The sequence below is a fragment of the Pseudomonas sp. NFX1 genome (assembly GCF_051123555.1).
Taxonomy (GTDB): domain Bacteria; phylum Pseudomonadota; class Gammaproteobacteria; order Pseudomonadales; family Pseudomonadaceae; genus Aquipseudomonas; species Aquipseudomonas capeferrum.
This window is the reverse complement of the sequence record NZ_CP169366.1, coordinates 3,466,194-3,492,153: the sequence shown is the minus strand read 5'-3', so window position 1 is coordinate 3,492,153 and position 25,960 is coordinate 3,466,194. Positions and strand designations below refer to the sequence as shown.

Here is a 25,960-nt window from a genome sequence, read left to right as displayed (position 1 = left end):
AGCCAAGGTGTGCGCCGCCGTCGCACTTCGCTATAATCGCCGCCTTGCTGTGCCCTGGGGGTGTGCATTTCCCCCTCGGCGCCTGACAAACCTCGGCTTTTACTGGGCCAGAAAGGATCACCATGTTCGAAAACCTGACCGACCGCCTGTCACAGACGCTGCGCCATGTCACCGGCAAGGCCAAGCTGACTGAAGACAACATCAAGGACACGCTGCGCGAAGTACGCATGGCGTTGCTCGAGGCCGACGTTGCCTTGCCGGTGGTCAAGGATTTCGTCAACAGCGTCAAGGAGCGTGCGGTCGGCACCGAAGTGTCGCGCAGCCTGACCCCGGGCCAGGCCTTCGTGAAGATTGTCCAGGCCGAGCTGGAAAGCCTGATGGGCGCGGCCAACGAAGACCTCGCGCTGAACGCCGCACCACCGGCCGTGGTGCTGATGGCTGGCTTGCAGGGTGCGGGTAAGACCACCACCGCCGGCAAGCTCGCGCGCTTCCTTAAAGAGCGCAAGAAGAAGAGCGTGATGGTGGTGTCGGCCGACGTCTACCGCCCGGCGGCGATCAAGCAGCTGGAAACCCTGGCCAACGACATCGGCGTGACCTTCTTCCCGTCCGACATCAGCCAGAAGCCTGTCGCCATCGCTGAAGCGGCGATTCGCGAAGCCAAGCTCAAGTTCATCGACGTGGTCATCGTCGACACCGCCGGCCGTCTGCACATCGACGCCGACATGATGGACGAGATCAAGGCGCTGCATGCCGCGGTCAAGCCGGTCGAGACCTTGTTCGTGGTCGATGCCATGACCGGCCAGGACGCCGCCAACACCGCCAAGGCCTTTGGTGAAGCCCTGCCGCTGACCGGCGTGGTGCTGACCAAGGTCGACGGTGATGCCCGTGGCGGTGCCGCACTGTCGGTGCGGGCCATTACCGGCAAGCCGATCAAGTTCATCGGTATGGGTGAGAAGACCGAGGCCCTCGAGCCGTTCCACCCCGACCGCGTCGCGTCGCGCATCCTCGGCATGGGCGATGTGCTCAGCCTGATCGAACAGGCCGAGCAGACCATCGACAAGGCCAAGGCTGACAAGCTGGCCAAGAAGTTGAAGAAGGGCAAGGGCTTCGACCTCGAAGACTTCCGCGACCAGCTGCAGCAGATGAAGAACATGGGCGGCCTGGGCGGCCTGATGGACAAGCTGCCGAGCATTGGCGGGGTCAACCTGTCGCAGATGGGCAACGCCCAGGGCGCGGCCGAGAAGCAGTTCAAACAGATGGAAGCGATCATCAACTCCATGACCCCGGCCGAGCGCCGTGACCCTGAGCTGCTCAGCGGTTCGCGCAAGCGCCGCATCGCCATCGGCTCCGGCACCCAGGTGCAGGACGTCGGCCGGCTGATCAAGCAGCACAAGCAGATGCAGAAGATGATGAAGAAATTCTCTGCCAAGGGCGGCATGGCCAAGATGATGCGCGGCTTGGGCGGCATGATGCCTGGCGGCGGCATGCCCAAGCTGTAAAACCGATTCAGGCCAGTGGCGGCAAGCCCGCCGCTGGCCGGAACCCGCTTCGGCGGGAACACTGTCGCCTCATGAGCAGGCGGCTTAATAGCAGATCAGCAGGCTGGCCTTTTTATTTGAAGTAAAAAGGCATTTGCAAATGTCCGGATATTCCTTGAGAATGTGCGGCCTTTCGGGCACCCGTGTGCCCGCTGTGCATCATGATTTGCAGCACCGACTACAGGAACGATGTTCAATGCTTACCATTCGTCTTGCCCGTGGCGGCTCCAAAAAGCGCCCGTTTTACCAACTGACCGTAACCGACTCGCGTAACCCGCGTGACGGCTCCCACATCGAACAGGTTGGCTTCTTCAACCCGATCGCTCGTGGTCAGGAAGTTCGTCTGTCCGTTAAACAAGATCGCGTTGCTCACTGGCTGAGCATCGGCGCACAGCCGTCTGAGCGTGTTGCTCAGCTGCTGAAGGAAGCTGCCAAGGCTGCTGCCTGAACTGTATGAACGCGACGCCAGAAAAGGCTGACGACCTCATCGTCGTTGGCAAGATTTTTTCGGTTCACGGCGTTCGCGGCGAGGTGAAGGTGTATTCCTTTACCGATCCGATTGAAAACCTGTTGGATTACCGTAACTGGACGCTTCGGCGCGAAGGGTCGGTCAAGCAGGTAGAGCTGGTCAGTGGCCGTTCCAATAAAAAGGAGCTGGTCGCCAAGCTCAAAGGGCTCGACGATCGTGACGAAGCGCGTCTTCTGAGCGGTTACGAGATTTGCATCTCGCGCAGCCTTTTGCCCAACCTGACGGACGACGAGTACTACTGGTACCAGTTGGTCGGTCTGAAAGTCATCAACCAGGACGAACAGCTGTTCGGCACGGTTGATCACCTGTTGGAGACCGGCGCGAACGATGTAATGGTGGTCAAGCCTTGTGCAGGCAGCCTGGATGACCGTGAGCGCTTGTTGCCCTATACGGCGCAATGTGTGCTGGCAGTCGACCTTGAAGCCGGTGTGATGCGGGTCGAATGGGACGCGGATTTCTAACTGATGGGTAACCTTCGCGTAGAAGTCATCACGTTGTTCCCCGAGATGTTCTCGGCCATTACGGAGTACGGCATTACCAGCCGCGCGGTGAAGCAGGGCTTGTTGCAAGTCACTTGCTGGAATCCGCGGGACTACACCAGTGATCGCCACCACACGGTGGATGATCGGCCTTTTGGCGGTGGTCCGGGGATGGTGATGAAGATCAAGCCTCTGGAAGATGCACTGGCCAGTGCCAGGCAAGCGACCGGAGCAGCGGCAAAGGTGATCTACCTTTCGCCACAAGGCCGCAAGCTGGATCAGCAAGCGGTCAAAGGCTTGGCCGAACAGGAATCTCTGATCCTGATCGCCGGCCGTTATGAAGGCATTGACGAGCGTTTTATTGATGCTCATGTCGATGAAGAGTGGTCGATTGGTGACTATGTGCTTTCCGGTGGTGAGCTGCCGGCCATGGTACTGATCGATGCGGTTACGCGGCTGCTGCCCGGAGCTTTAGGGCATGTAGGCTCGGCGGAGGAAGATTCCTTCACCGATGGCTTGCTGGATTGCCCGCACTACACCCGACCTGAGGTGTATGCGGATCAGCGTGTACCCGACGTGTTGCTAAGTGGCAACCATGCACATATCCGGCGATGGCGGATGAAGCAGTCCCTTGGTAGGACCTTCGAACGACGCGCCGATCTTCTGGAAAGTCGCTCACTTTCTGGAGAAGAGAAAAAGCTGCTCGAGGAATACCTCCGCGAGCGGAACGATAGTTAACGTATCGATGGTGGATCACGTTTGTCCACCTTAGGAGCACAGCATGACTAACAAAATCATCCAGCAGCTCGAAGCAGAGCAGATGAGCAAGGAAATCCCGACCTTCGCACCAGGCGACACCATTGTCGTCCAGGTTAAAGTGAAGGAAGGTGAGCGTTCCCGTCTGCAGGCGTTCGAAGGCGTTGTTATCGCCAAGCGTAACCGTGGTCTGAACAGCGCCTTCACCGTGCGCAAGATCTCGAGCGGCGTTGGTGTTGAGCGTACCTTCCAGACCTACAGCCCGCAAATCGACAGCCTGGCCGTGAAACGTCGTGGTGACGTGCGTAAAGCCAAGCTGTACTACCTGCGCGACCTGTCCGGCAAAGCCGCTCGCATCAAGGAAAAACTGTCCTGAGTACAGTTTGCCCGGTGGCCATGGCCGCCTAGCGAGAAAAAAAGCAGCCTTCGGGCTGCTTTTTTGCGTTTTGAAACTTAAGAAAGCGATGTGACCAGACATGACTACCCGAGACCAGGAAATCCAGCGCCGCACCGAGCTGTCGGTAACCCGCGTGACCAAGGCGGTGTTCCCCAACACCACCAACCACCACAACACCCTGTTTGGCGGCACCGCGCTGGCCTGGATGGACGAAGTGTCGTTCATCGCCGCCACACGCTTCTGCCGCTTGCCATTGGTGACGGTTTCGACCGACCGCATCGACTTCAAGCACCCGATCCCGGCGGGTTCGATCGTCGAGCTGGTGGGCACGGTGATCAAGGTGGGCAACACCAGCTTGCAGGTGCAAGTGGATGTGTTCGTCGAGAACATGTACCTGGATGGCCGCGAACGGGCGATCCATGGTGTGTTCAGCTTTGTCGCCATCGACGAAGACAAGCGCCCGGTGCCGGTGTTGCCCCAGGCCTGACGCTCAACCTGGCGTGGTTGCAGCATCGGCGACCGGCAGCGGCTCGACCAGGGCGACCAAGGTCCAGCCCGACTGCGGCGTGAGTGGGTTGTCCGGGCTCGCTACATGCACCCAGCCATTGGCGTCACGGGCGAACAGCAGGTGCGCGCGTTCGCCATGCAGTGCCTGATAATTTTCCCAGTCGAAGCCCTCGGTCAGGTGGGTGCTGTACAGCTCGGCGCCGCGGTGCAAGTGATTCGCCAGTTGCTGGTAGGTCATCGCGCTTGAACCGAGCAGGTGGCCGCGGTGCTCCTCGCTGGCCCGGTGCTTGTCACTGCGCTGTTTCTCCAGGCCGCTGGCGAGTACGAACAGGCGGCTGTGGCCGAAGTCATGGCGAAAGCGGGCGCAGGCCAGGGCGTTGATCTCGCCGGCCGGCGACAGCCCCAACAGGTGGCCGAGGCCGACCAGGTCCAGGTGTGCATCGGCATGCTGCGAGGCCGGGTTGCCAAAGTAGGTCGGCAAGCCGTCCATGCGCGCGGCGCGGATGTTTTCCCAGCTCGAATCGGTCAGCAGTACACGGCAACCCAATTGTTGCAGGGCTTTGCCGAGGGTGCGCGCAGGCCCGTTGGCGCCGACGATGAGAAAGCCGCTGGGGGCAGGCTCGGCGACCTTGAGCAGGCGCGCCAGCGGCCTTGCCGTGGCGCTCTGCAGCACCACGGTGCCGATGATCACGGCGAAGGTCAGCGGCACCAGCAACAGCGCATCCTGATGGCCGGCCTCGTGCAGGCGGATCGCGAAGATCGCCGATACCGCGGCGGCGACGATGCCGCGCGGGGCGATCCAGGCCAGCAAGGCCCGCTCGCGCCAGTTCAGCGAGGAGCCCAGCGTCGACACGAAGACGTTCAGCGGCCGTGCCAGCAACTGGATCACCAGCAGCAACGCCAGCACCGCCGGGCCCAGCCCGAGCAAGGCGTGCAGGTCGAGGCGCGCGGCCAGCAGGATGAACAGGCCGGAGATCAGCAGCACGCTGAGGTTCTCCTTGAAGTGCAGGATCTGCCGCACATCCACCCCGCGCATGTTGGCCAGCCACATGCCCATCAGCGTCACCGCCAGCAGCCCTGATTCGTGCACGATCTGGTTGGCGGCGATGAAGATGCCCAGCACCGCTGCCAGCGACGCCAGGTTGTGCAGGTACTCCGGCAGCCACTGTTCGCGCATGACCTGGCCCAGCAACCAGCCGCCGGCTGCGCCCAGTGCAGTGCCGCAGAAGATCACCCCGGCAAAGGTACCCAGGCTCTGGATCAGGCCATTGCCATCGGCACTGGCAATGATGAAGCTGTACACCACCACGGCCAGCAGCGCGCCAATCGGGTCGATGACGATGCCTTCCCAGCGCAGGATATTGGCGATCGTTGCTTTTGGCCGCACTACCCGCAGCATGGGCACGATCACCGTCGGCCCGGTGACCAGGGTCAAGGTGCCGAACAGGATCGCCAGCGGCCAGTCGAAACCCAGCAGCCAGTGGGTCGCCAGCGCGATCACCAGCCAGGTCGACAGCGCGCCGACGGTGACCAGGCGGTGCACCACGCTGCCGATATCGCGCCACTGCGACACGTGCAGGGTGAGGCTGCCCTCGAACAGGATCAGCGCCACGGCCAGGGACACCAGCGGCATCAGCAACGGGCCGAACAAGGCCTGCGGGTCGAGCCAGCCGAGCAGCGGGCCGACAGTGATGCCGGTCAGCAGCAGAAAGAGGATGGCCGGCAGTTTCAGGCGCCAGGCGAGCCACTGGCAGGCCAGGGCGGCGGCGCCGATGCCACCGATGCTGAGAAGGATCTGCTGTTCGTTCATGCGGGCTCCCTATGCTGGCGCTGTTATGAAAGACTAAGCGTCATTTCGTCGTTTGCCACCGAGTTTTCATGCCCGCCCTAGACCACCCCCTGATTGACCAGTTTCTCGATGCCCTGTGGCTGGAAAAAGGCCTGTCGGACAACACCCGGGTCTCCTATCGCAGCGACCTGGCGCTGTTCAACGGCTGGCTCCAGGAACACACCGTGGCTTTGCCCGACGCCGGTCGCGAGCTGATCCTCGATCACCTGGCCTGGCGCCTTGACCAAGGCTACAAACCGCGCTCCACCGCACGCTTTCTCTCTGGCCTGCGTGGCTTCTTTCGCTACCTGCTGCGCGAAAAGCTGGTGGCGATCGACCCCACCTTGCAGGTGGAGATGCCGCAGTTGGGCCGGCCTTTGCCGAAATCCTTGTCCGAAGCCGACGTCGAAGCACTGCTGCAAGCGCCGGACCTCGGCGAAGCCATCGGCCAGCGCGACCGCGCCATGCTTGAAGTCCTGTATGCCTGCGGCCTGCGGGTTACCGAACTGGTCAGCCTGACCCTCGACCAGGTCAACCTGCGCCAAGGCGTATTGCGGGTCATGGGCAAGGGCAGCAAGGAGCGGCTGGTACCGATGGGTGAAGAGGCGGTGGTGTGGCTGGAGCGCTACCTGCGCGATGGCCGCAGCGAGCTGTTGAACGGCCGCCCCAGTGATGTGCTGTTCCCCAGCCTGCGCGGCGAGCAGATGACCCGCCAGACCTTCTGGCATCGGATCAAGCACCACGCACGGGTTGCCGGTATCGACAAGGCGTTGTCACCCCACACCTTGCGGCATGCCTTCGCGACCCATCTGCTCAACCACGGTGCCGACCTGCGCGTGGTGCAGATGCTGCTGGGCCACAGCGACCTGTCGACCACGCAGATCTACACCCACGTGGCCAAGGCCCGTTTGCAGCAGCTGCACGCCCAGCATCACCCGCGTGGATGAATGATTTTCATGTTCCGCCGGCCGGTATCCGCAGACCCCTTCAACGGTGGTGTGATGTGGTAGGCTTGAGCGGTTTGCACCAAGGGCCGCACGGTCACCGCGTTTTTTTGCAGGTGACGCCCTCCGGCCCCTGTCCGCCTTCAGGAGTTCCCATGCGTTTGACCCAGATTTTCGCCGCCGCCGCGTTGGCGCTGGCCAGTACCTTTGCCGTTGCCGCGGCAACCGACAGCAATGCCGGTGCCGAGCAGGCCATCCGCAAGTCGTTGCAGAACCTCGAACTGGAAGTGCCGGTAGAAAGCGTTGCCAGCAGCCCGCTCAACGGCCTGTATGAAGTCAAGCTGCAGGGCGGCCGTGTGCTGTACGCCAGTGCTGACGGCCAGTTCGTCATGCAGGGCTACCTGTACCAGATCCAGGACGGCAAGCCGGTCAACCTGACCGAGAAGACCGAGCGTCAAGGTGTCGCCAAGCTCATCAATGGCATTCCAGCCGCCGAGATGGTGGTTTATCCTGCCAAAGGCGAGACCAAGTCGCACATCACCGTGTTCACCGATACCACCTGCCCGTATTGCCACAAGCTGCACGCCGAAGTCCCGGAGCTGAACCGTCGCGGTATCGAAGTGCGCTATGTCGCCTTCCCGCGTCAGGGCCTCGGTTCGCCGGGTGACGAGCAGTTGCAGGCAGTCTGGTGTTCCAGCGACCGCCGCGCGGCGCTGGACAAGATGGTCGATGGCAAGGAAATCAAGGCGGCCAAGTGCGCTAACCCGGTCAGCAAGCAGTTCCAGCTGGGCCAGTCGATCGGCGTCAACGGCACGCCGGCGATCGTCCTTGAAAGCGGCCAGGTGATCCCGGGCTACCAGCCGGCGCCGCAAGTGGCCAAGCTGGCCCTGGCCGGCCAGCAGCAAGCAGCCAAGTAATCTATTCAGTACGCCGTCGTCATGGGGTGACGGCATGTTTCACGGTCGGCGCAGGTGCCGGCCGTTCAATGGGGAGTTCACAGTGAAACCGGTCAAAGTAGGCATCTGTGGGTTGGGGACCGTCGGTGGCGGAACCTTCAATGTACTTCAGCGCAACGCCGAGGAGATTGCCCGCCGTGCCGGGCGCGGTATTGAAGTGGCCCAGATCGCCATGCGCTCGCCGAACCCGAACTGCCAGATTACCGGTACCCCCATTACCGCTGATGTGTTCGACGTTGCGAGCAACCCGGAGATCGACATTGTCATCGAGCTGATCGGTGGCTATACCATCGCCCGTGACCTGGTACTCAAGGCCATCGAAAACGGCAAGCACGTGGTCACCGCCAACAAGGCGCTGATCGCCGTGCACGGCAACGAAATCTTCGCCAAGGCCCGCGAGAAGGGCGTGATCGTCGCCTTCGAAGCGGCGGTTGCCGGCGGCATCCCGGTGATCAAGGCCATCCGTGAAGGCTTGTCGGCCAACCATATCAACTGGCTGGCCGGCATCATCAACGGCACTGGCAACTTTATCCTCACCGAAATGCGCGAGAAGGGCCGTACCTTCCCGGATGTACTGGCTGAAGCCCAGGCCCTGGGCTATGCCGAAGCCGACCCGACCTTCGACGTCGAAGGCATCGATGCTGCGCACAAGCTGACCATCCTGGCCTCCATTGCCTTTGGTATCCCGCTGCAGTTCGACAAGGCCTACACCGAGGGCATCACCCAGCTGACCACCGCTGACGTGAACTACGCCGAGGCCCTGGGCTATCGCATCAAGCACCTGGGTGTGGCACGCCGCACGGCCGAAGGTATCGAGCTGCGCGTGCACCCGACGCTGATCCCGAGCGACCGCCTGATCGCCAACGTCAACGGCGTGATGAACGCAGTCATGGTCAACGGCGACGCCGCTGGCTCGACCCTGTACTACGGCGCCGGTGCCGGTATGGAGCCGACCGCTTCGTCGGTGGTGGCCGACCTGGTCGACGTGGTCCGCGCCATGACCTCCGACCCGGAAAACCGCGTGCCGCACCTGGCCTTCCAGCCCGATTCGCTGTCGTCGCACCCGATCCTGCCGATCGAGGCCTGCGAAAGTGCCTACTACCTGCGCATCCAGGCCAAGGATCACCCTGGTGTTCTGGCTCAGGTGGCCAGCATCCTGTCGGAGCGTGGCATCAACATCGAATCGATCATGCAGAAGGAAGCCGAAGAACAGGATGGCCTGGTGCCGATGATCCTGCTGACCCACCGCGTGGTCGAGCAAGGCATCAACGACGCCATCGTCGCTCTGGAAGCCCTGCAGGATGTGGTTGGCAAGGTCGTGCGCATCCGCGTCGAACAGCTTAATTAACGAAGAGTGCCGACGGGCCGCGCCAGCGGCCCCGGCCCCCAGTCTCGAAGGTTTGCACCATGCGCTATATCAGCACCCGCGGCCAGGCACCGGCCTTGAACTTTGAAGATGTGCTGCTGGCTGGCCTTGCCAGCGACGGCGGCCTGTACGTCCCGGAAAACCTGCCACGCTTCACCCAGGAAGAGATCGCTTCCTGGGCTGGCTTGCCATACCACGAACTGGCCTTCCGCGTGATGCGCCCGTTCGTTGCCGGCAGCATCGCCGATGCCGACTTCAAGAAGATCCTCGAGGAAACCTACGGCGCGTTCGCTCACGCGGCCGTGGCGCCGCTGCGCCAGTTGAATTCGAACGAGTGGGTCATGGAGCTGTTCCACGGCCCGACCCTGGCGTTCAAGGACTTTGCCCTGCAGTTGCTCGGCCGCCTGCTCGACCACGTGCTGGTCAAGCGCGGCGAGCGCGTGGTGATCGTTGGCGCCACCAGCGGTGATACCGGTTCTGCCGCCATCGAAGGTTGCCGCCGTTGCGACAACGTCGACATCTTCATCCTGCACCCGCACCAGCGTGTGTCGGAAGTACAGCGTCGGCAGATGACCACGATCTTCGGCGACAACATCCACAACATCGCCATCGAAGGCAACTTCGACGACTGCCAGGAGATGGTCAAGGCCAGCTTCGCCGACCAGTCGTTCCTCAAGGGCACCCGCCTGGTGGCAGTCAACTCGATCAACTGGGCGCGGATCATGGCCCAGATCGTCTACTACTTCCACGCAGCCCTGCAGTTGGGCGGGCCAGCCCGCTCGGTGGCGTTCTCGGTGCCTACCGGTAATTTCGGCGACATCTTCGCCGGTTACCTGGCGCGCAACATGGGCCTGCCGATCAGCCAGCTGGTGGTGGCCACCAACCGTAACGACATCCTGCACCGCTTCATGAGCGGCAACCAGTACGTCAAGGAAACCCTGCACGCGACCTTGTCGCCGTCGATGGACATCATGGTGTCGTCCAACTTCGAGCGCCTGCTGTTCGACCTGCATGGCCGCAATGGTGCTGCCATTGCCGAGCTGATGGCGAACTTCAAGCAGGGTGGCGGCTTCAGCGTCGACGAAGACCGCTGGACCGAGGCGCGCAAGCTGTTCGACTCGCTGGCCGTCAGTGACGAGCAAACCTGCGAGACCATCGCCGAGGTGTTCGCCAGCACCGGTGAAGTGCTCGACCCGCATACCGCGATCGGCGTCAAGGCCGCCCGCGAGTGCCGCCGCAGCCTGGACACGCCAATGGTGGTGCTGGGTACTGCGCACCCGGTCAAGTTCCCGGAAGCGGTAGAGAAGGCCGGTGTGGGCAAGGCGCTGGAGTTGCCTGCGCACCTGGTCGACCTGTTCAGCCGCGAAGAGCGCTGCACGGTGCTGGCCAATGACCTGAAGGCCGTTCAGGGCTTTGTCAGCCAGCACGGTAACCGCGGCAAGCCGCTTTAACGCCAGGACCGCCACATAACCCATCGCCGGCAAGCCGGCGTTGGGTTGCGCAGCAGCTTCGCTCTGTCGCTGCTTCCTTGCGCTGTTTCAGACTTTTCCTATTTAAACCGCTCGACGTCTTGCCTAGATTTGCGGGTCCTTCCTTCTTCAGGAGCGGCTCATGTCCAGGCCTTACGTGCTGATTCACCAGGCACGCCCTTCCCACCAGATTCTTCTGCATCAGGCCTTCAACGCCCAAGGTATATTCGACGTGCGCATCATCGAGGACGCGGTCGACCTGCGCGCCTGCCTGTCCGCTGGCCGCTGCCCTGACTTGCTGATCCTCGACCACGCGATGCCCACAAAGGCAGGGCATGCCGTATTGAAACGGCTCGCTGGCATGCCTGCGTTGCGCGCCTTGATGTTCGTGGGTCAGGCAGCACCCGACCAGCACAATCTTGCCCTGGAGGCCAAACAACGGGGGCTTTGGGTGATTGCCGAGCTGCCCTGGCCGCTGTCCATGACGCACCTGCAGCGTGCGCTTCAGTGCCTGGGCAGGCGTACTCAAACTGTCACGTCTGCACCGCATGCTCACTGAAACAGCGCCAGCGTCTCGAACTTTACGCTGCGCTTGTTGGTCAGTTTCTCTATAGCCCACCACGCAGCGAGTGATCCGGATGGAAAGAATCTGCAGACTGCTCAACGAAGCCCTGACCCCATATCAAACCCACCTGGGCATCGCTGATGCCAATGGCAATCGTCAATTGACCGTATTTGACAGCCTTGCAGGCATCACCCTGCAGCGCACGGTAAGCCTGCGCCAATTGCAGGAGCAGCGCCTGCTGATTGACGTGGTGGATGGTCTGCACCGTGATCTGCAGATTGCCGAAGGGCGATTGCAGCCTTGTGTCATTGCTGCGTTGCAACAGCGCCAGCAACCTCAGGGAACCTTTGCCTGACCCGGCTTTCAGACACAGTAAGGGTAGCCAGCCAGCGCTTTGCTCCGGTGTTGGCAGGCTGTTCCGGGAAGTCTCCAAGGACTTTAGATTGGCCCCGGGCGTCCTCCCCAGCGTCCGGGGTTTCTTTTTTTGCGTGATTCACGCAGGCATGGGCAAACGCCTATTCGCTTTTGAAAAACTGCTTGCTCTGCTCCAGGTAGTCTTCCTGCAACTGCGGGTCCAGCCACCGTGCATACAGCCCCGGCAAGGTCTCCCGACGCAGCGTGGGCAGCAGTTGGTCGATGTGCGTAATGGCCTCGCGCCCCAGTGGCGAGTTCGAGCAACCTACATGCAGAAACTGGTAAGGATCCACGCCTTGCACAGGGTGGAATTGGTAGTCCGCCAGTGACCCGCCTTGCTGCTGGATCAGGTAACGCACCTCTGGCCAGTACCCCATCACCATGTGCAGGCGGCCCAGTCGCTGCATCTGCAGTTGGTTGGCGGTGGCATCGTTGCCGTAGTGGCGGCTGAGCGACGCGTCTGGCAGCTGACGCAGAACCTCATCGATCTGCGTGCCATAGCTGCGCTCGGCGACGATACCGAGCTTCAACGTGGTCTTGTTCAACAGCCCATGCAGATCGACTTCGTGGCCTGTGAGAAACGGCGCAAGCAGTGCCTCGTCTTCCTTGCGGACCACCAGCCCGCCGCTCATTACACCCAGTAACGGCATGGAAAAATGCACGTACCTGGCGCGTTCCGGCGTCCACAGCAGGGTCGGGTCGCAGGTGAAGCTGCTGGCGTCCTGAAGCATCTGGATACCCCGCGCGCGGTTGACCCGGACGATGCTGTGATCGTATTCGGGCATCTGCGCGATCAACTGCGGCAGCAGGCGATCAACCACCCCCTGGCCTTTCTCCGGGCCTTCGAAAATGGTGAACGGCGGCAGGTCTCGAACCAGCCACCAGATACGCTCCTTGGCCGCGGCGGGCAATATGGCCAGTGCGGGCAGTAGCCCGCACAGCAGGAGCAGGGGGCGCAACCAGCAGGCAACTCGCATCGGCGGCAGCAGAGGTCAGACCGCGCCTGCTTCGCGCAGGCCGGCGATGGCGGCTGCGTCGTAGCCCAGGGCAGCGAGCAGTGCTTCGGTGTGTTCGCCCAGCGCCGGCCCGACCCATTCGGTGGAACCGGGCGTTTCCGAAAGCTTGGGCACGATGCCTGGCATCTTGAAGGGTTTGCCGTCTGGCAGGCGTGCCTGCAGAAACATCTCCCGTGCCAGGTATTGCGGGTCATTGAACATGTCTTCGGCCGAATAGATGCGGCTAGCTGGCACTTCGGCGGTGGTGAGCACCTGCATCAGCTGGTCCAGGGGCTGGCTGTTGGCCCAGCGGTCGATTACCCCGTACAGCTCGTCCCGGCGCAGGTCGCGGCCATCGTTGGTGGCCAGCGTGGGGTCATCGGCCAGGTCGGCGCGGCCGATGGCCTGCATGAAGCGCTTGAAGATCGCATCGCCGTTGGCGCCGATCTGCACATGCTTGCCATCGGCACTGGTATGGATGGAGGAGGGGGTGATGCCCGGCATGATATTGCCGGTGCGCTCACGGATGAAACCAAAGACGTCGAATTCCGGGACCATGCTTTCCATCATGGCGAAGATCGCCTCGTACAGCGCCACGTCCACAACCTGGCCCTGGCCGCCGTTGACTTCCTGGTGACGCAAGGCCATCAACGCGCCGATCACTCCCCACAGGGCGGCAATCGAGTCACCGATGGAAATACCCGTGCGCACCGGCGGGCGGTCATCGAAGCCCGTGATGTAGCGCAGGCCGCCCATGGACTCGCCCACGGCACCAAAGCCTGGCTGGTCTTTCATCGGCCCGGTCTGGCCGAAACCGGACAGGCGCACCATGACCAGGCGCGGGTTGAGCGCGTGCAGCACGTCCCAGCCCAGGCCGAGTTTTTCCAGCACGCCGGGGCGGAAGTTTTCGATCAGGATGTCGGCGTCGGCCAACAGGCGTTTGAGGATCTCGAGGCCTTCCGGGTGCTTGAGGTTGAGGGTCAGCGACTGTTTGTTGCGCGCCTGCACGAACCACCACAGCGACGTGCCTTCGTACATCTTGCGCCATTTGCGCAGCGGATCGCCGCCATCGGGTGACTCGACCTTGATCACCTCGGCGCCGAACTCGGCACAGATGCGCGAAGCGAACGGGCCAGCGATGAGGGTCCCGAGTTCGATGACTTTCAGGCCGGCGAGGGGTTTGCTGGGCGTAGGCATGGGGCATCCGTGGCAACTGGGCAGAGCCGTGGTTTTATCATAGCTCCGAAGCCGCAGATACTGCCGCGGCGCAACGAAGGGCAGGATCGGTTAGACTGTGTCACTTTTCTTTGCGCAAGAAGCCCGTCGACCATGGCCCAGCCGTCCACCACCTACAAATTCGAACTGAATCTGACCGACCTCGATCGCAACGTGTACGAAAGCGTCAAGCAGACCATTGCTCGTCACCCGTCGGAAACCGAAGAGCGTATGGCGGTGCGTCTACTGGCTTATGCGCTCTGGTACAACGAGCAGCTGTCGTTTGGTCGCGGTCTGTCGGATGTCGATGAGCCGGCATTGTGGGAAAAGAGCCTGGACGATCGCGTTTTGCACTGGATCGAAGTCGGCCAGCCGGATGCCGACCGCCTGACCTGGTGTTCCCGCCGCACCGAGCGCACCAGCCTGCTGGCCTACGGTAGCCTGCGAGTGTGGGAAACCAAAGTGGTGCCTGCGGTCAAGAACCTGAAGAACCTGAACATTGCCGCTGTGCCGCAAGAGGTGCTGGAGACCCTGGCTACCGACATGCCGCGCAGCATCAAGTGGGACGTAATGATCAGCGAAGGCACAGTGTTCGTCACCGACGACCGTGGCCAGCACGAAGTGCAGCTGCAGTGGCTGCTTGGCGAGCGCGGCTGAGCCGAAGCCCCTATGCGCATCGAACCTCGCCCCCTGCCGTCGACCCTGCCATTTCTGGGTAACCTGCCACCCTTGTTGACCCGCCTGTATGCCGCCCGCGGCGTGCAGAGCGAGGCCGAGCTGGACAAGAGCCTGGCGCGGCTGTTGCCGTACCAGCAGCTCAAAGGCATCGAGGCGGGGGTGGACCTGTTGGTCGAAGCGCTCGACCAGCGCCAGCGCATCCTCATCGTCGGCGACTTCGATGCCGACGGCGCCACCGCCAGTACCGTGGGTGTGCTGGGCCTGCGCTTGCTGGGCGCGGCCCATGTCGACTACCTGGTGCCCAACCGCTTCGAATTCGGCTATGGCCTGACCCCGGAGATCGTCGAGGTGGCGCTGCAGCGCCAACCGCAATTGCTGATCACTGTCGACAACGGTATCTCCAGTGTCGACGGCGTGGCGGCAGCCAAGGCAGCGGGGCTCAAGGTGCTGGTCACCGATCACCACTTGCCGGGTGAGCAGTTGCCCGACGCCGATGCGATCATCAACCCGAACCAGCCGGGCTGCGACTTCCCGAGCAAGTCGTTGGCCGGGGTCGGGGTGATCTTCTATGTGCTCATGGCCTTGCGCGCACGCCTGCGCAGCCTGGGGCGCTACCAGAACCAAGCACAGCCGAATATCGGCGAGCTGCTCGACTTGGTGGCGCTGGGCAGTGTCGCCGACGTGGTGCCGCTGGACGCCAACAACCGCATTCTGGTGCACCAGGGCCTCGAGCGCATTCGTGCCGGCCGCGCACGGCCGGGGCTCAAGGCGATTCTGGAAGTGGCCCGCCGTGACCACCGGCGCATCACCTCGACCGACCTGGGGTTCATCCTTGGCCCGCGTTTGAACGCGGCCGGGCGCCTGGACGACATGAGCCTGGGCATCGAGTGCCTGCTGTGCGAAGACGCGGCCTTGGCCCAGGACATGGCCCAGCAGCTGGACGATCTCAACCAGGACCGCAAGTCCATCGAGCAGGGCATGCAGCGTGAGGCGCTGGCCCAGTTGAAGGATTTGCCGGTCGAGTCCATGCCGTATGGCTTGTGCCTGTTCGATGCCGACTGGCACCAGGGCGTGATCGGTATTCTCGCTTCGCGCCTGAAGGAGCGCTATCACCGGCCAACCATTGCCTTTGCCGATGCTGGCGACGGCATGCTCAAGGGTTCAGCGCGCTCGGTACCTGGTTTTCATATTCGCGATGCGCTGGATGCGGTGGCGGCGCGTCATCCGCAGTTGATCAGCAAGTTCGGCGGCCATGCCATGGCGGCGGGGTTGTCGCTGCCTGAGGGCAACTTCCCGGCCTTTGCCGAGGCATTCGACGAAGAAGTGCGGCGCCAGCTGTGCGAAGAGGACCTGACTGGCCGATTGCTGTCCGATGGCAGCCTGGCGGTGGAGGAGTTCCACCTCGACCTGGCCAAGGCTTTGCGCCATGCCGGGCCCTGGGGGCAGCACTTCCCGGAGCCGCTGTTCCATGGTGTGTTCCAGCTGGTCGAGCAGCGTGTGGTGGGTGAGCGGCACCTGAAGGTGGTGCTCAAGAGCGAGTGCGGTTCGGTGCGGCTGGATGGCATTGCCTTCGGCGTCGACCGCGAGGTGTGGCCGAACCCGACGGTGCGCTGGGTGGAGCTGGCCTATAAGCTGGATGTGAACGAGTTTCGTGGCAATGAAAGTGTGCAGCTGATGATTGCCCACATGGAGCCGCGTTGACGGCAAGGTGCTTGCCTTGATTTTTGTGGGGTAACGGAAATCGAGCGCCGCCCGCGCAGCGCTCGATCTCATAGGCGCTGCAAACCTGTCGCTCTGCACATTGCCGCCCCACATACCCTCCAAAGCCATGCCTCATTCACCTCACCCCAAATCCCATGGAACCTCCCCCCCACCCAATCTGGTCTAGTCTGAACATAGACCGGACCCGGGCCACGGACGTGTAATTGAGTGCCCGGGCCGGATCACCATTGGAGTCCTTGGGAGGTGCCCTCATGAGCTTGCTGCTCGAGCCTTACACCCTGCGTCAGCTGACGCTGCCCAACCGCATCGCGGTCTCGCCGATGTGCCAGTATTCCGCCATCGATGGCCTGGCCAACGACTGGCATCTTGTCCACCTGGGCAGCCGCGCCGTCGGTGGCGCCGGCCTGATCATTGCCGAAGCCACAGCGGTAACCCCTGACGGGCGTATCACCGCCGAAGACCTCGGCCTGTGGAATGACGAGCAGATAGCCCCACTGCAGCGCATCACCCGTTTCATCACCGCCCAGGGCGCCGTGCCAGGCCTGCAACTGGCCCACGCCGGGCGCAAGGCCAGCACCCATCGGCCCTGGTTGGGCAAGCATGGCAGCGTGAAGGTCGAAGAGGGCGGCTGGCAGCCGGTCGGGCCGTCAAAGATCGCCTTCGACCCTGAACATGCGGTGCCTCACGAGCTGTCGACAGGGGAGATCGCCGGCATCGTGCAGGCGTTTGCCGACGCCGCCCGGCGCGCTCTGACAGCGGGGTTCAAGGTGGTCGAGGTGCATGCGGCGCATGGTTACCTGCTGCATCAGTTTCTCTCGCCGCTGAGCAACCAACGGCGTGACGACTATGGCAGTTGCTTTGAAAACCGTATCCGCCTGACCCTCGAAGTCACCCAGGCGGTGAGGGATGTCTGGCCTGCCGAGCTGCCCGTGTTCGTGCGGGTATCGGCGACCGACTGGGTCGAAGACGGCTGGAACCCTGACGAAACCGTAGAGCTGGCCCGTCGTCTGCGGGCGCTGGGTGTGGACCTGATCGATGTCTCGTCCGGGGGCACGTCGGTCAACGCCGAGATCCCCACGGGCCCTGGCTACCAGACCCGCTTTGCCGAGCGCGTGCGCAAGGAGTCCGAGATTGCCACTGGCACGGTGGGCATGATCACCGAACCGGCGCAGGCCGAGCACATCCTGCGCACCGGGCAGGCCGATGTCATCTTCCTGGCGCGCGAATTGTTGCGTGACCCGTATTGGCCGCTGCATGCCGATGATGACCTGGGGGGCAACAAGGCCACCTGGCCGGCGCAGTATCAACGGGCTACCAGCCGGGCCAACCCTATCCATGAGTCGGATTTGCGGGACTGATAATGACCCCCGTGGGAGCGGGCTTGCCCCGCGAACACGGGCGAAGCCCGTGCCATCCTTCGCGGTGCCTGCTTCGCGGGGCACGCCCGCTCCCACAGGTTCCTGCTAACGCCGCGGTGGTCTCAATGCTTGATCATCACATGCCGCACGCAGGTGTAGTCCTCCAGCCCATACACCGACATATCCTTCCCATACCCCGAATGCTTCTGTCCGCCATGGGGCATTTCGCTGACCAGCATGAAATGGGTATTCACCCACGTGCAGCCATACTGCAGCCGCGCCGCCAGGCGATGAGCGCGGCCGGTGTCGCGGGTCCACACTGATGATGCCAGGCCATAGTTGGAGTCATTGGCCCATTCCAGCGCCTGGGCCTCGTCGGTAAAGCGGGTGACCGACACCACAGGCCCAAACACTTCGTTGCGCACGATCTCGTCATCCTGCAGGGCATCGGCCAGTACGGTCGGCTCGAAAAAGAAGCCGTCGCCGGCAATCGCCTTGCCGCCGGTCACCAGGCGGATATGCGGCTGGGCAATGGCACGCTGCACCAGCCCGGCAACCTTGTCGCGGTGTTGCGCGCTGATCAGTGGCCCCAGCTCGGTGTCCTCGGCCTCCTGCAAACCGGGCTTGAGGCTTGCGACGGCGTCACCCAGGCGCTGCACGAACTGCTCGTAGATACCGTCCTGCACATACAGGCGGCAGGCGGCGGTGCAGTCCTGGCCGGCGTTGTAGAAGCCGAACATGCGGATACCGTCGATGGCGGCGTCGATGTCGGCATCGTCGAACACCAGCACCGGCGCTTTGCCGCCCAGCTCCATGTGCATGCGCTTCACGCTGTCGGCCGTGGCGCTGATGATGTGCGCGCCGGTAGGGATCGAACCGGTGAGTGACACCATGCGCACTTTCGGGTGGGTAACCAGTGGCGTGCCGACTGTCTGGCCGCGGCCGAAGAGAATGTTGAGCACGCCGGGCGGTAGCAGGCCCTGGGCCAGTTCGCCCAGGCGCAGCGCGGTCAGCGGCGTCAGTTCGGACGGTTTGATCACCACCGTGTTACCGGCGGCCAGTGCCGGTGCGACCTTCCAGGCCAGCATCATCAGCGGGTAGTTCCACGGCGCGATCGAGGCGACCACGCCCAGCGGGTCGCGGCGGACCATCGATGTGTGCCCCGGCAGGTACTCGCCGGCCGCCGAGCCGCCCAGGCAGCGCGCTGCGCCGGCAAAAAAACGGAAGACATCGGCGATTGCCGGTATTTCGTCATTCAGTGCCGCGCTGAAAGGCTTGCCGCAATTCTGCGATTCGAGCCGGGCCAGTTCTTCGCCATGCTGCTCGATGGTGTCGGCCAGCGCCAGCAGGGCCAGGGAACGGTCTTTGGGGCTGGCCTGCGACCAGCTGTCGAAGGCCAGGTCGGCGGCACGCACGGCGCTGTCGACCTGGGCCTCGGTGGCCTCGTTGATCTGCGCCAGGGCGCTGCCCTGGGCGGGGTTGAGCACGGTCCAGGCCGGCCCGTCGCCAGCTACCAGGCGACCGTTGATCAGCATGTGCGTTTGCATGAGGGACTCCTCCAGGGTCATTTGCCGCTGCCCGCCACGCTTTCGCCGCCGCGGGTCAGGTAATAGGCGCCAAGGATCGGCAGCATGGTCACCAGCATCACCAGCATGGCGACCACGTTGGTTACCGGCACGTCGCGTGGGCGGCTGAGCTGGTTGAGCAACCAGATCGGCAGCGTGCGTTCGTGCCCGGCGGTGAAGGTGGTAACGATGATTTCGTCGAACGACAACGCGAAGGCCAGCATGCCGCCTGCCAGCAGCGCCGAGCCGAGGTTGGGCAGGATGATGTAGCGGAAGGTCTGCCAGCCATCTGCGCCAAGGTCCATCGAGGCCTCGATCAAGCTTTGCGAGGTCCGCCGCAGGCGGGCGATGACGTTGTTGTAGACGATCACCACACAGAAGGTGGCGTGGCCGACCACGATGGTGAACAGGCCAGGCTCGATGCCCAGACGCTTGAACGCCGAGAGCAGGGCGATACCGGTGATGATGCCAGGCAGAGCAATCGGCAGGATCAGCATCAGCGAAATACCTTCCTTGCCAAAAAAACTGCGCCGGTACAGCGCCGCCGAGGCCAGGGTGCCGAGTACCAGGGCGATCAACGTGGCCAGGCAGGCGACCTGCAGCGACAGCTTGATGGCTTCGAGCACGTCGGGGCGGGCGAAGGCCACGGTGAACCACTTCAGAGTGAACCCCTTGGGTGGGAAGCTGAACGCTGCGTCTTCGGTGTTGAAGGCGTAGAGGACGATGATCAGGATCGGGAAGTGCAGGAACAGCAACCCGCCCCAGGCCGCCAGGCGCAGACCCGTTGATGCATGTTCAGAGTGCATCGAATGCCCCCAGGCGCTTGACGATGGAGAGGTACAGCGCAATCAGCACGATGGGCACCAGGGTGAACGCGGCGGCCATTGGCATGTTGCCGATCGCCCCTTGCTGGGCGTAAACCATGCTGCCGATGAAGTAGCCGGGCGGGCCGACCAGCTGCGGCACGATGAAATCGCCCAGGGTCAGCGAGAAGGTGAAGATCGAGCCTGCGGCAATACCGGGGATCGACAGCGGCAGGGTCACCTGCCAGAAGGTTTGCCCGGGCCTTGCTCCCAGGTCTGCCGAGGCCTGCAGCAACGACGGCGGCAGGCGCTCCAGCGAGGCCTGGATCGGCAGGATCATGAACGGCAGCCAGATGTACACGAACACCATGAAACGCCCCAGGTGTGATGTCGACAGGGTGCTGCCGCCAATGCCTGGCACCGTCAACAGCGCCTGCAGCAGGCCATCCAGGTGCAGTAGCTGGACGAACCATTGGGCCACGCCGCCCTTGGCCAGCAGCAGGGTCCAGGCATAGGTCTTGACGATGTAGCTGGCCCACATCGGCATCATCACCGCGATGTAGAAAAAGGCCTTGGTCTTGCCGCTGGTGTAGCGCGCCATGTAATAGGCAATGGGGAAGGCCAGTACCGCGCTGGCCAGCGACACCGCCACGGCCATGCCCAGGGTGCGCAGGATGATGTCGAAGTTCGACGGGTTGAACAGCGCAGCGAAGTTGCCCAGGGTCAGGTCCGGGGTCACCGCCATGGTGAAGTCGTCGAAGGTATAGAAACCTTGCCACAGCAGGTTCAGCAACGAGCCCAGGTAGATCGCCCCGAACCAGGTCAACGGCGGGATCAGCAGCAGCGCCAGGTAGAGGTTGGGCCGCCGGTAAAGCAGGTTGGCAAAGCGGCGCAACGGGCCTGGGCTGGCAGTGGGCGCGTTCATTTCAGCGGCCCTCGTCGAGTACGGTTTCCAGCAGTGCCGTCATCGCTTCACGGGGCCAGTGCGCTTGCACCCGCTGGCCGGCCTGCCAAGTTTGCGCGTGGGCCTGCCAGCGGTCGTTGGCCTGGCTCACCGTCAGCAGCTGGCCGCTGTCCAGTTGCAGTTCGAAGCGGGTGGCGCTGCCCTGGTACTGCACATCGTGCAGCAGGCCGCTGACCTGCACCTCATGGCTGTCGGCGGCATGTTCGCCCAGGCGGATATGCTCGGGGCGGATGGAAAACGGCGCGGAGCTGCCGTTGAGCTGCTCGGCCAGCTCGCCACGCACCACATTCGAGGTGCCGACGAATTCGGCGACGAAGGTAGTAGCCGGCTGCATGTACAGGTTGCGCGGGGTGTCGACCTGTTCGATGCGGCCGCGGTTGAACACCGCCACGCGGTCGGACATCGACAGGGCTTCGGTCTGGTCGTGGGTGACGAAGATGAAGGTGATGCCCAGCTGGCGCTGCAGCTTTTTCAGTTCGCCCTGCATCTGTTCGCGCAGCTTCAAGTCCAGCGCCCCCAGCGGCTCGTCGAGCAGCAGCACTCGTGGGCGGTTGACCAGTGCGCGGGCGAGGGCGACGCGCTGGCGCTGGCCGCCGGACAGCTGCGCCGGTTTGCGCGCACCGTAACCGGCCAGCGCCACCATCGCCAGGGCCTCGTCGGCGCGGGCATGCCGTTCGGCCTTGGCCACGCCTTTGACCTTGAGGCCATAGGCGATGTTGTCGCGCACGTTCATGTGCGGGAACAGCGCATAGTCCTGGAACACGGTATTGACGTCGCGTTGGTAGGGCGGCACCCCGGCGGCTTCCACGCCATGGATGCGGATCGAACCGTTGTCAGGTTGCTCGAAGCCTGCGATCAGGCGCAGGCAGGTGGTCTTGCCCGACCCGGAGGGGCCGAGCATGGAGAAGAACTCGCCATCCATGATGTCGATGCTGACCTGGTCGACGGCCTTGACCTCGCCGAAGGTGCGGGAAACCTGGGTGAACTGGACTGCTAGGGGCATGGCCGGTACTCAGTTGTTGCTGTGTTGCCTGTACCGGCGGTTTCGCGGGGCTGCAGCGCGAATAGGCCGGTACAGGCTCAATCGACCTCAGCGCCCGCCCATGATCGCGATGTAGTCCTGCGTCCAGCGGCTATAAGGCACGAACTTGCCGCCCTGCGCCTGCGGCGTCTTCCAGAAGGCGATCTTGTCGAAGTTGTCGAAACCATTGGTCTTGCAGCCTTCGGCGCCCAGCAGTTCGCTGCCGGTGCAGGCCGCCGGCACCGCTGGCAATGAGCCGAACCAGGCGGCCACATCACCCTGCACCTTCGGTTGCAATGACCAGTCCATCCACTTGTAGGCACAGTTGGGGTGTTTGGCCTCGCTGTGCAACATGGTGGTGTCGGCCCAGCCCGTGGCGCCCTCCTTGGGTATGGTAGAGGCCACCGGCTGGTTCTCTGCTTTCAGGCCGTTGACCATGTAGCCCCAGGAGCTGGAGGCCGCCACGCCTTCGTTCTTCACATCGCTCATCTGCACCGTGGCGTCATGCCAGTAGCGGTGGATCAACGGCTGTTGCTGGCGCAACAGTTCGAGCACGGCTTTGTACTGGGTCTCGTTCAGTTCGTAGGGGTCCTGGATACCCAGTTCCGGCTTGGCCGACTTCAGGTACAGCGCCGCATCGGCGATGTAGATCGGCCCGTCGTAGGCTTGCACGCGGCCTTTGTTCGGCTTGCCATCGGGCAGGTCCTGCGGCTCGAAGACTACACCCCAGCTGGTCGGCGCCTGCTTGAACACCTGCGTGCTGTACAGCAGCACATTTGGCCCCCACTGGTACGGGGTGCCGTAGGCCTGCTTGTCGACCACGTACCAGCCGCCGTTCTGCAGGCGCGGGTCGATGTTCTTCCAGTTGCGGATCAGCGCGGTGTTGATCGGTTGCACTCGCTTGCCGGCGATCAGCCGCAGCGACGCATCGCCCGAGGCCGTGACCAGGTCGTAGCCGCCCTTGGTCATCAGGCTGACCATTTCATCGGAGGTGGCGGCCGTCTTGACGCTGACCTTGCAGCCGGTTTCCTTTTCAAAGCCGGTGACCCAATCGTAGGCCTTGTCGCTTTCACCCCGCTCGATGTAGCCGGGCCAGGCGACGATATCCAGGCGCCCCTCGCCGGCTCCCAAGGCCTTGAGCGGTTCGGCGGCCTGCAGGCTGGCGCTGGCCAGCAACGCGCCGGTCAGGGCGCCGAGCAATGCGGTGTTGTGCGCTGACATGGTGTTCCCTCTTATTGGAGATCTTGGTCGGGGCAGTCATCAAGCAAGCCGTGAAACGCTTGTTATAAGCGTAGTGCGATTGTGCGAGGTATTGGCGATATCGAGTCTAGTTGGCTTTTTGCTGGCCAATGCAACATCCGGAAGCAAATCCCCCCGTGGCGATCGCTCGGGCAAGGCTTAATCTGGCTGTCCTTTTGCAACGTCTGGAGGCACTTCAATGAACACCCGCGGACTGCTCGATCAACTGCTCAAGTCTGGCCAGCAACTGCTCGACAGCCAGGCCGGCAAAGCGGGCTCAGGCAAGCCAGGCGCGGGCGCCGGCGGCCTCGGCAGCCTGTTGTCCGGTGTCGGTGGCGGCGCGTTGGGGGCAGGGGCGCTGGGCCTGTTGCTGGGTAACAAGAAGGCCCGCAAATACGGCGGCAAGGCCCTGACGTACGGTGGCCTCGCTGCACTCGGGGTGTTGGCCTACAAGGCCTATGGCAACTGGCAGGCGCGCCAGCAGGGGGCAGGGCAAGCGCCCGAGCCGCAGACCCTCGACCGCCTGCCGCCGGCCCAGGCCGAGCAGCACAGCCAGGCGGTGCTGCGGGCGCTGGTGGCAGCGGCCAAGTCCGATGGCCATATCGACGAGCGCGAGCGGGCCTTGATCGAAGGCGAATTCACCCGCCTGGACACGGACGGTGAATTGCAGCAATGGCTGCACGCCGAGCTGAACAAACCGCTGGACCCGGCCGAGGTGGCGCGTGCCGCGCAAACGCCGGAAATGGCCGCCGAGATGTACCTGGCCAGTGTGATGATGGTCGACCAGGAGCATTTCATGGAACGTGCCTACCTGGACGAACTGGCCCGCCAGTTGCGCCTGGACCCAGCCTTGCGCCAGGAACTGGAGCACCAGGTACGGCTTGGCGCAGGCCAATAGCACACGGCTTGGCTTGTCCATCAGGCAAGGATGCCTGAATACCCCGCATTTCAGCCGCAAAAGCGTAGGATGCCTGGGCTATACTTCGGCGATTTTCCCCGCTCGTTGTGAATTCCTGAGGGCTGAATGTGAAGAACTGGACGTTGCGCCAACGGATCCTGGCAAGTTTCGCCGTGATCATCGCCATCATGCTGCTGATGATCGTCGCCGCCTACTCGCGGTTGGTGGCGATCGAAAGTGCCGAGCAGGCAGTGGGCACAGACAGCATTCCCGGGGTCTACTACAGCTCCATGATCCGCAGTGCCTGGGTCGACAGCTACGTCACCAGCCAGCAACTGGTGGGTTTGTCCAACCATCGCGAAATCACGTCGGCGGACTTGGAGCTGTTCAAGAGCTTCGAGGATCGCCTCAAGCAACATATGGCCAGCTACCAGGAGACCATTCAGGACCGCGCCGACCAGACGCGCTTCGATAGCTTCGTGCAGTTGGAAGAAAACTACATCAAGGTCGTCGGCCAGGTGCTGGACACCTACCGCCAGCGCAATTATGTCGAAGCCGAACGGCTGATCAACGAGGTGCTCACCCCGGCCTGGGTCGATGGCCGCAAGCACCTGAACGATGTGATCGAGAACAACCGGGCCTCGGCCGAAGCTGCCACCCACGACATCGTCAGCGCCGTGAGCACGGCCAAGGGCAGCATGATGATTTCGCTGCTGCTGGCAATTGTTGCCGCCGGCATCTGCGGGTTGCTGCTGATGCGCGCCATCAGTGCGCCCATGCAGCGTATCGTTCACGCCCTCGACCGGTTGCGCTCGGGTGACCTGAGCATGCGCCTGAGCCTGGACCGCAAGGACGAGTTCGGCGCCATCGAAAGCGGTTTCAACGAAATGGCCGAGGCGCTGGCCAACCTGGTGTCCCAGGCCCAGCGTTCATCGGTGCAGGTGACCACCTCGGTGACCGAGATCGCCGCCACCTCCAAGCAGCAGCAGGCCACCGCGACCGAGACCGCCGCGACCACCACTGAAATCGGCGCCACCTCGCGGGAAATCGCCGCCACCTCGCGTGACCTGGTACGCACCATGACCGAGGTCACCTCTGCCGCCGATCAGGCTTCGAGCCTGGCCGGCTCCGGCCAGCAAGGCCTGGCGCGCATGGAAGAGACCATGCACCAGGTGATGGGCGCCGCGGAACTGGTCAATGCCAAGCTCGGCATCCTCAATGAGAAGGCCAGCAATATCACCCAGATGGTAGTGACCATCGTCAAGGTGGCCGACCAGACCAACCTGTTGTCGCTCAATGCCGCCATCGAGGCTGAAAAAGCCGGCGAGTATGGTCGTGGCTTCGCCGTGGTGGCCACCGAAGTGCGCCGCCTGGCCGACCAGACTGCCGTGGCCACCTACGACATCGAGCAGATGGTGCGTGAGATCCAGTCGGCTGTCTCGGCAGGGGTGATGGGCATGGACAAGTTTTCCGAAGAAGTGCGCCGCGGCATGTTCGAGGTCCAGCAGGTGGGCGAGCAGCTCAGCCAGATCATCCATCAGGTGCAGGCCCTGGCGCCGCGTGTGTTGATGGTCAACGAAGGCATGCAGGCCCAGGCCACCGGTGCCGAGCAGATCAACCAGGCACTGGCCCAGCTCAGCGATGCCAGTACCCAGACGGTCGAGTCGCTGCGCCAGGCCAGTTTTGCCATTGACGAGCTCAGCCAGGTGGCGGCAGGCCTGCGCGGCGGCGTGTCGCGTTTCAAAGTCTGACGG

At 63.2% G+C, this 25,960-nt stretch carries 25 protein-coding genes; 17 read left to right on the top strand and 8 right to left on the bottom strand.

Annotation, left to right across the window (positions count from 1 at the left end):
- The first annotated feature begins 122 nt into the window (after positions 1–122).
- The 6 genes from ffh (at position 123) to DJ563_RS15670 (ending at position 4,186) form a co-directional block, all read left to right on the top strand.
- Positions 123–1,499: a signal recognition particle protein gene (ffh, locus tag DJ563_RS15695; protein WP_033700960.1), complete on the top strand. Its 1,377-nt coding sequence runs from the start codon at positions 123–125 to the stop codon at positions 1,497–1,499.
- A gap of 235 nt (positions 1,500–1,734) precedes the next feature.
- Positions 1,735–1,986: a 30S ribosomal protein S16 gene (gene rpsP / locus DJ563_RS15690; protein WP_016501232.1), complete on the top strand. Its 252-nt coding sequence runs from the start codon at positions 1,735–1,737 to the stop codon at positions 1,984–1,986.
- Positions 1,987–1,991: 5 nt separating this feature from the next.
- Positions 1,992–2,528, top strand: a complete 537-nt coding sequence (gene rimM, locus DJ563_RS15685) for a ribosome maturation factor RimM (protein WP_016501231.1) — start codon at positions 1,992–1,994, stop codon at positions 2,526–2,528.
- A gap of 3 nt (positions 2,529–2,531) precedes the next feature.
- Positions 2,532–3,284 carry a tRNA (guanosine(37)-N1)-methyltransferase TrmD gene (trmD, locus tag DJ563_RS15680; RefSeq protein WP_033700958.1) on the top strand — a complete coding sequence of 251 codons (753 nt, stop codon included), beginning with the start codon at positions 2,532–2,534 and terminating at the stop codon, positions 3,282–3,284.
- Between the two features lie 43 nt (positions 3,285–3,327).
- Positions 3,328–3,678, top strand: a complete 351-nt coding sequence (gene rplS / locus DJ563_RS15675) for a 50S ribosomal protein L19 (RefSeq protein WP_008094487.1) — start codon at positions 3,328–3,330, stop codon at positions 3,676–3,678.
- A gap of 100 nt (positions 3,679–3,778) precedes the next feature.
- Positions 3,779–4,186 (top strand): acyl-CoA thioesterase, encoded by a 408-nt coding sequence (locus DJ563_RS15670; protein ID WP_009683444.1) that lies wholly within the window; start codon positions 3,779–3,781, stop codon positions 4,184–4,186.
- A 3-nt stretch (positions 4,187–4,189) separates the two neighbouring features.
- Here the strand turns inward: DJ563_RS15670 and DJ563_RS15665 are convergent, their stop codons facing one another.
- Positions 4,190–6,016 (bottom strand): cation:proton antiporter, encoded by a 1,827-nt coding sequence (locus tag DJ563_RS15665; protein ID WP_274100437.1) that lies wholly within the window; start codon positions 6,014–6,016, stop codon positions 4,190–4,192.
- A 68-nt stretch (positions 6,017–6,084) separates the two neighbouring features.
- On the opposite strand from DJ563_RS15665, the gene xerD reads away from it, so the two are divergent.
- The 6 genes from xerD (at position 6,085) to DJ563_RS15635 (ending at position 11,689) form a co-directional block, all read left to right on the top strand.
- On the top strand, positions 6,085–6,981 hold the full coding sequence (gene xerD / locus DJ563_RS15660; protein ID WP_186654342.1) for a site-specific tyrosine recombinase XerD: 897 nt from the start codon (positions 6,085–6,087) through the stop codon (positions 6,979–6,981).
- Between the two features lie 152 nt (positions 6,982–7,133).
- Complete coding sequence (locus DJ563_RS15655; RefSeq protein WP_033700954.1) at positions 7,134–7,895, top strand: thioredoxin fold domain-containing protein; 762 nt, start codon at positions 7,134–7,136, stop codon at positions 7,893–7,895.
- Positions 7,896–7,977: 82 nt separating this feature from the next.
- On the top strand, positions 7,978–9,282 hold the full coding sequence (locus DJ563_RS15650; RefSeq protein ID WP_274100435.1) for a homoserine dehydrogenase: 1,305 nt from the start codon (positions 7,978–7,980) through the stop codon (positions 9,280–9,282).
- 59 nt (positions 9,283–9,341) lie between these two features.
- Complete coding sequence (gene thrC / locus DJ563_RS15645) at positions 9,342–10,751, top strand: threonine synthase (RefSeq protein WP_033700952.1); 1,410 nt, start codon at positions 9,342–9,344, stop codon at positions 10,749–10,751.
- Positions 10,752–10,911: 160 nt separating this feature from the next.
- The gene (locus DJ563_RS15640; RefSeq protein WP_274098343.1) at positions 10,912–11,328 is read left to right on the top strand and encodes a response regulator; all 417 of its coding nucleotides are present in this window, start codon (positions 10,912–10,914) and stop codon (positions 11,326–11,328) included.
- Positions 11,329–11,407: 79 nt separating this feature from the next.
- Positions 11,408–11,689 (top strand): DUF3509 domain-containing protein, encoded by a 282-nt coding sequence (locus DJ563_RS15635; protein WP_033700949.1) that lies wholly within the window; start codon positions 11,408–11,410, stop codon positions 11,687–11,689.
- 160 nt (positions 11,690–11,849) lie between these two features.
- On the opposite strand, the gene DJ563_RS15630 is transcribed toward DJ563_RS15635, so the two are convergent.
- Positions 11,850–12,725 carry a TIGR02285 family protein gene (locus DJ563_RS15630; RefSeq protein ID WP_274098344.1) on the bottom strand — a complete coding sequence of 292 codons (876 nt, stop codon included), beginning with the start codon at positions 12,723–12,725 and terminating at the stop codon, positions 11,850–11,852.
- A gap of 15 nt (positions 12,726–12,740) precedes the next feature.
- The gene (locus tag DJ563_RS15625; RefSeq protein WP_274098345.1) at positions 12,741–13,940 is read right to left on the bottom strand and encodes a CaiB/BaiF CoA transferase family protein; all 1,200 of its coding nucleotides are present in this window, start codon (positions 13,938–13,940) and stop codon (positions 12,741–12,743) included.
- 132 nt (positions 13,941–14,072) lie between these two features.
- On the opposite strand from DJ563_RS15625, the gene DJ563_RS15620 reads away from it, so the two are divergent.
- The 3 genes from DJ563_RS15620 to DJ563_RS15610 all read left to right on the top strand — a co-directional run bounded on the left by DJ563_RS15620 (position 14,073) and on the right by DJ563_RS15610 (position 17,716).
- Positions 14,073–14,615, top strand: coding sequence for a YaeQ family protein (locus tag DJ563_RS15620; protein WP_274098346.1), 543 nt, complete (start codon positions 14,073–14,075; stop codon positions 14,613–14,615).
- Positions 14,616–14,627: 12 nt separating this feature from the next.
- Entirely contained in the window at positions 14,628–16,337 is a 1,710-nt protein-coding gene (gene recJ / locus DJ563_RS15615) for a single-stranded-DNA-specific exonuclease RecJ (protein ID WP_033700945.1), read from the top strand.
- A gap of 272 nt (positions 16,338–16,609) precedes the next feature.
- Positions 16,610–17,716, top strand: coding sequence for an NADH:flavin oxidoreductase/NADH oxidase (locus tag DJ563_RS15610; protein WP_274098348.1), 1,107 nt, complete (start codon positions 16,610–16,612; stop codon positions 17,714–17,716).
- Positions 17,717–17,838: 122 nt separating this feature from the next.
- Here DJ563_RS15610 and DJ563_RS15605 read toward each other — a convergent pair whose 3' ends face one another.
- From DJ563_RS15605 to ydcS, 5 genes are all read right to left on the bottom strand, one after another.
- Complete coding sequence (locus DJ563_RS15605) at positions 17,839–19,263, bottom strand: gamma-aminobutyraldehyde dehydrogenase (RefSeq protein ID WP_434517994.1); 1,425 nt, start codon at positions 19,261–19,263, stop codon at positions 17,839–17,841.
- Positions 19,264–19,280: 17 nt separating this feature from the next.
- Positions 19,281–20,087, bottom strand: coding sequence for an ABC transporter permease (locus DJ563_RS15600; RefSeq protein WP_434517993.1), 807 nt, complete (start codon positions 20,085–20,087; stop codon positions 19,281–19,283).
- Positions 20,077–21,009, bottom strand: coding sequence for an ABC transporter permease (locus DJ563_RS15595; protein ID WP_434517992.1), 933 nt, complete (start codon positions 21,007–21,009; stop codon positions 20,077–20,079). Before DJ563_RS15595 ends, DJ563_RS15600 begins: the two co-directional genes overlap by 11 nt.
- Before the next feature lies 1 nt (position 21,010).
- Complete coding sequence (locus DJ563_RS15590) at positions 21,011–22,051, bottom strand: ABC transporter ATP-binding protein (RefSeq protein ID WP_274098352.1); 1,041 nt, start codon at positions 22,049–22,051, stop codon at positions 21,011–21,013.
- An 87-nt stretch (positions 22,052–22,138) separates the two neighbouring features.
- A complete protein-coding gene (ydcS, locus tag DJ563_RS15585) occupies positions 22,139–23,290 on the bottom strand; it encodes a putative ABC transporter substrate-binding protein YdcS (protein WP_434517991.1) in 1,152 nt (383 codons plus the stop codon).
- Positions 23,291–23,507: 217 nt separating this feature from the next.
- Here ydcS and DJ563_RS15580 point away from each other — a divergent pair, with 217 nt between their 5' ends.
- Positions 23,508–24,206 (top strand): tellurite resistance TerB family protein, encoded by a 699-nt coding sequence (locus DJ563_RS15580; RefSeq protein ID WP_274098353.1) that lies wholly within the window; start codon positions 23,508–23,510, stop codon positions 24,204–24,206.
- A gap of 128 nt (positions 24,207–24,334) precedes the next feature.
- Positions 24,335–25,957, top strand: a complete 1,623-nt coding sequence (locus tag DJ563_RS15575) for a methyl-accepting chemotaxis protein (RefSeq protein ID WP_434517990.1) — start codon at positions 24,335–24,337, stop codon at positions 25,955–25,957.
- Positions 25,958–25,960: the final 3 nt, after the last annotated feature.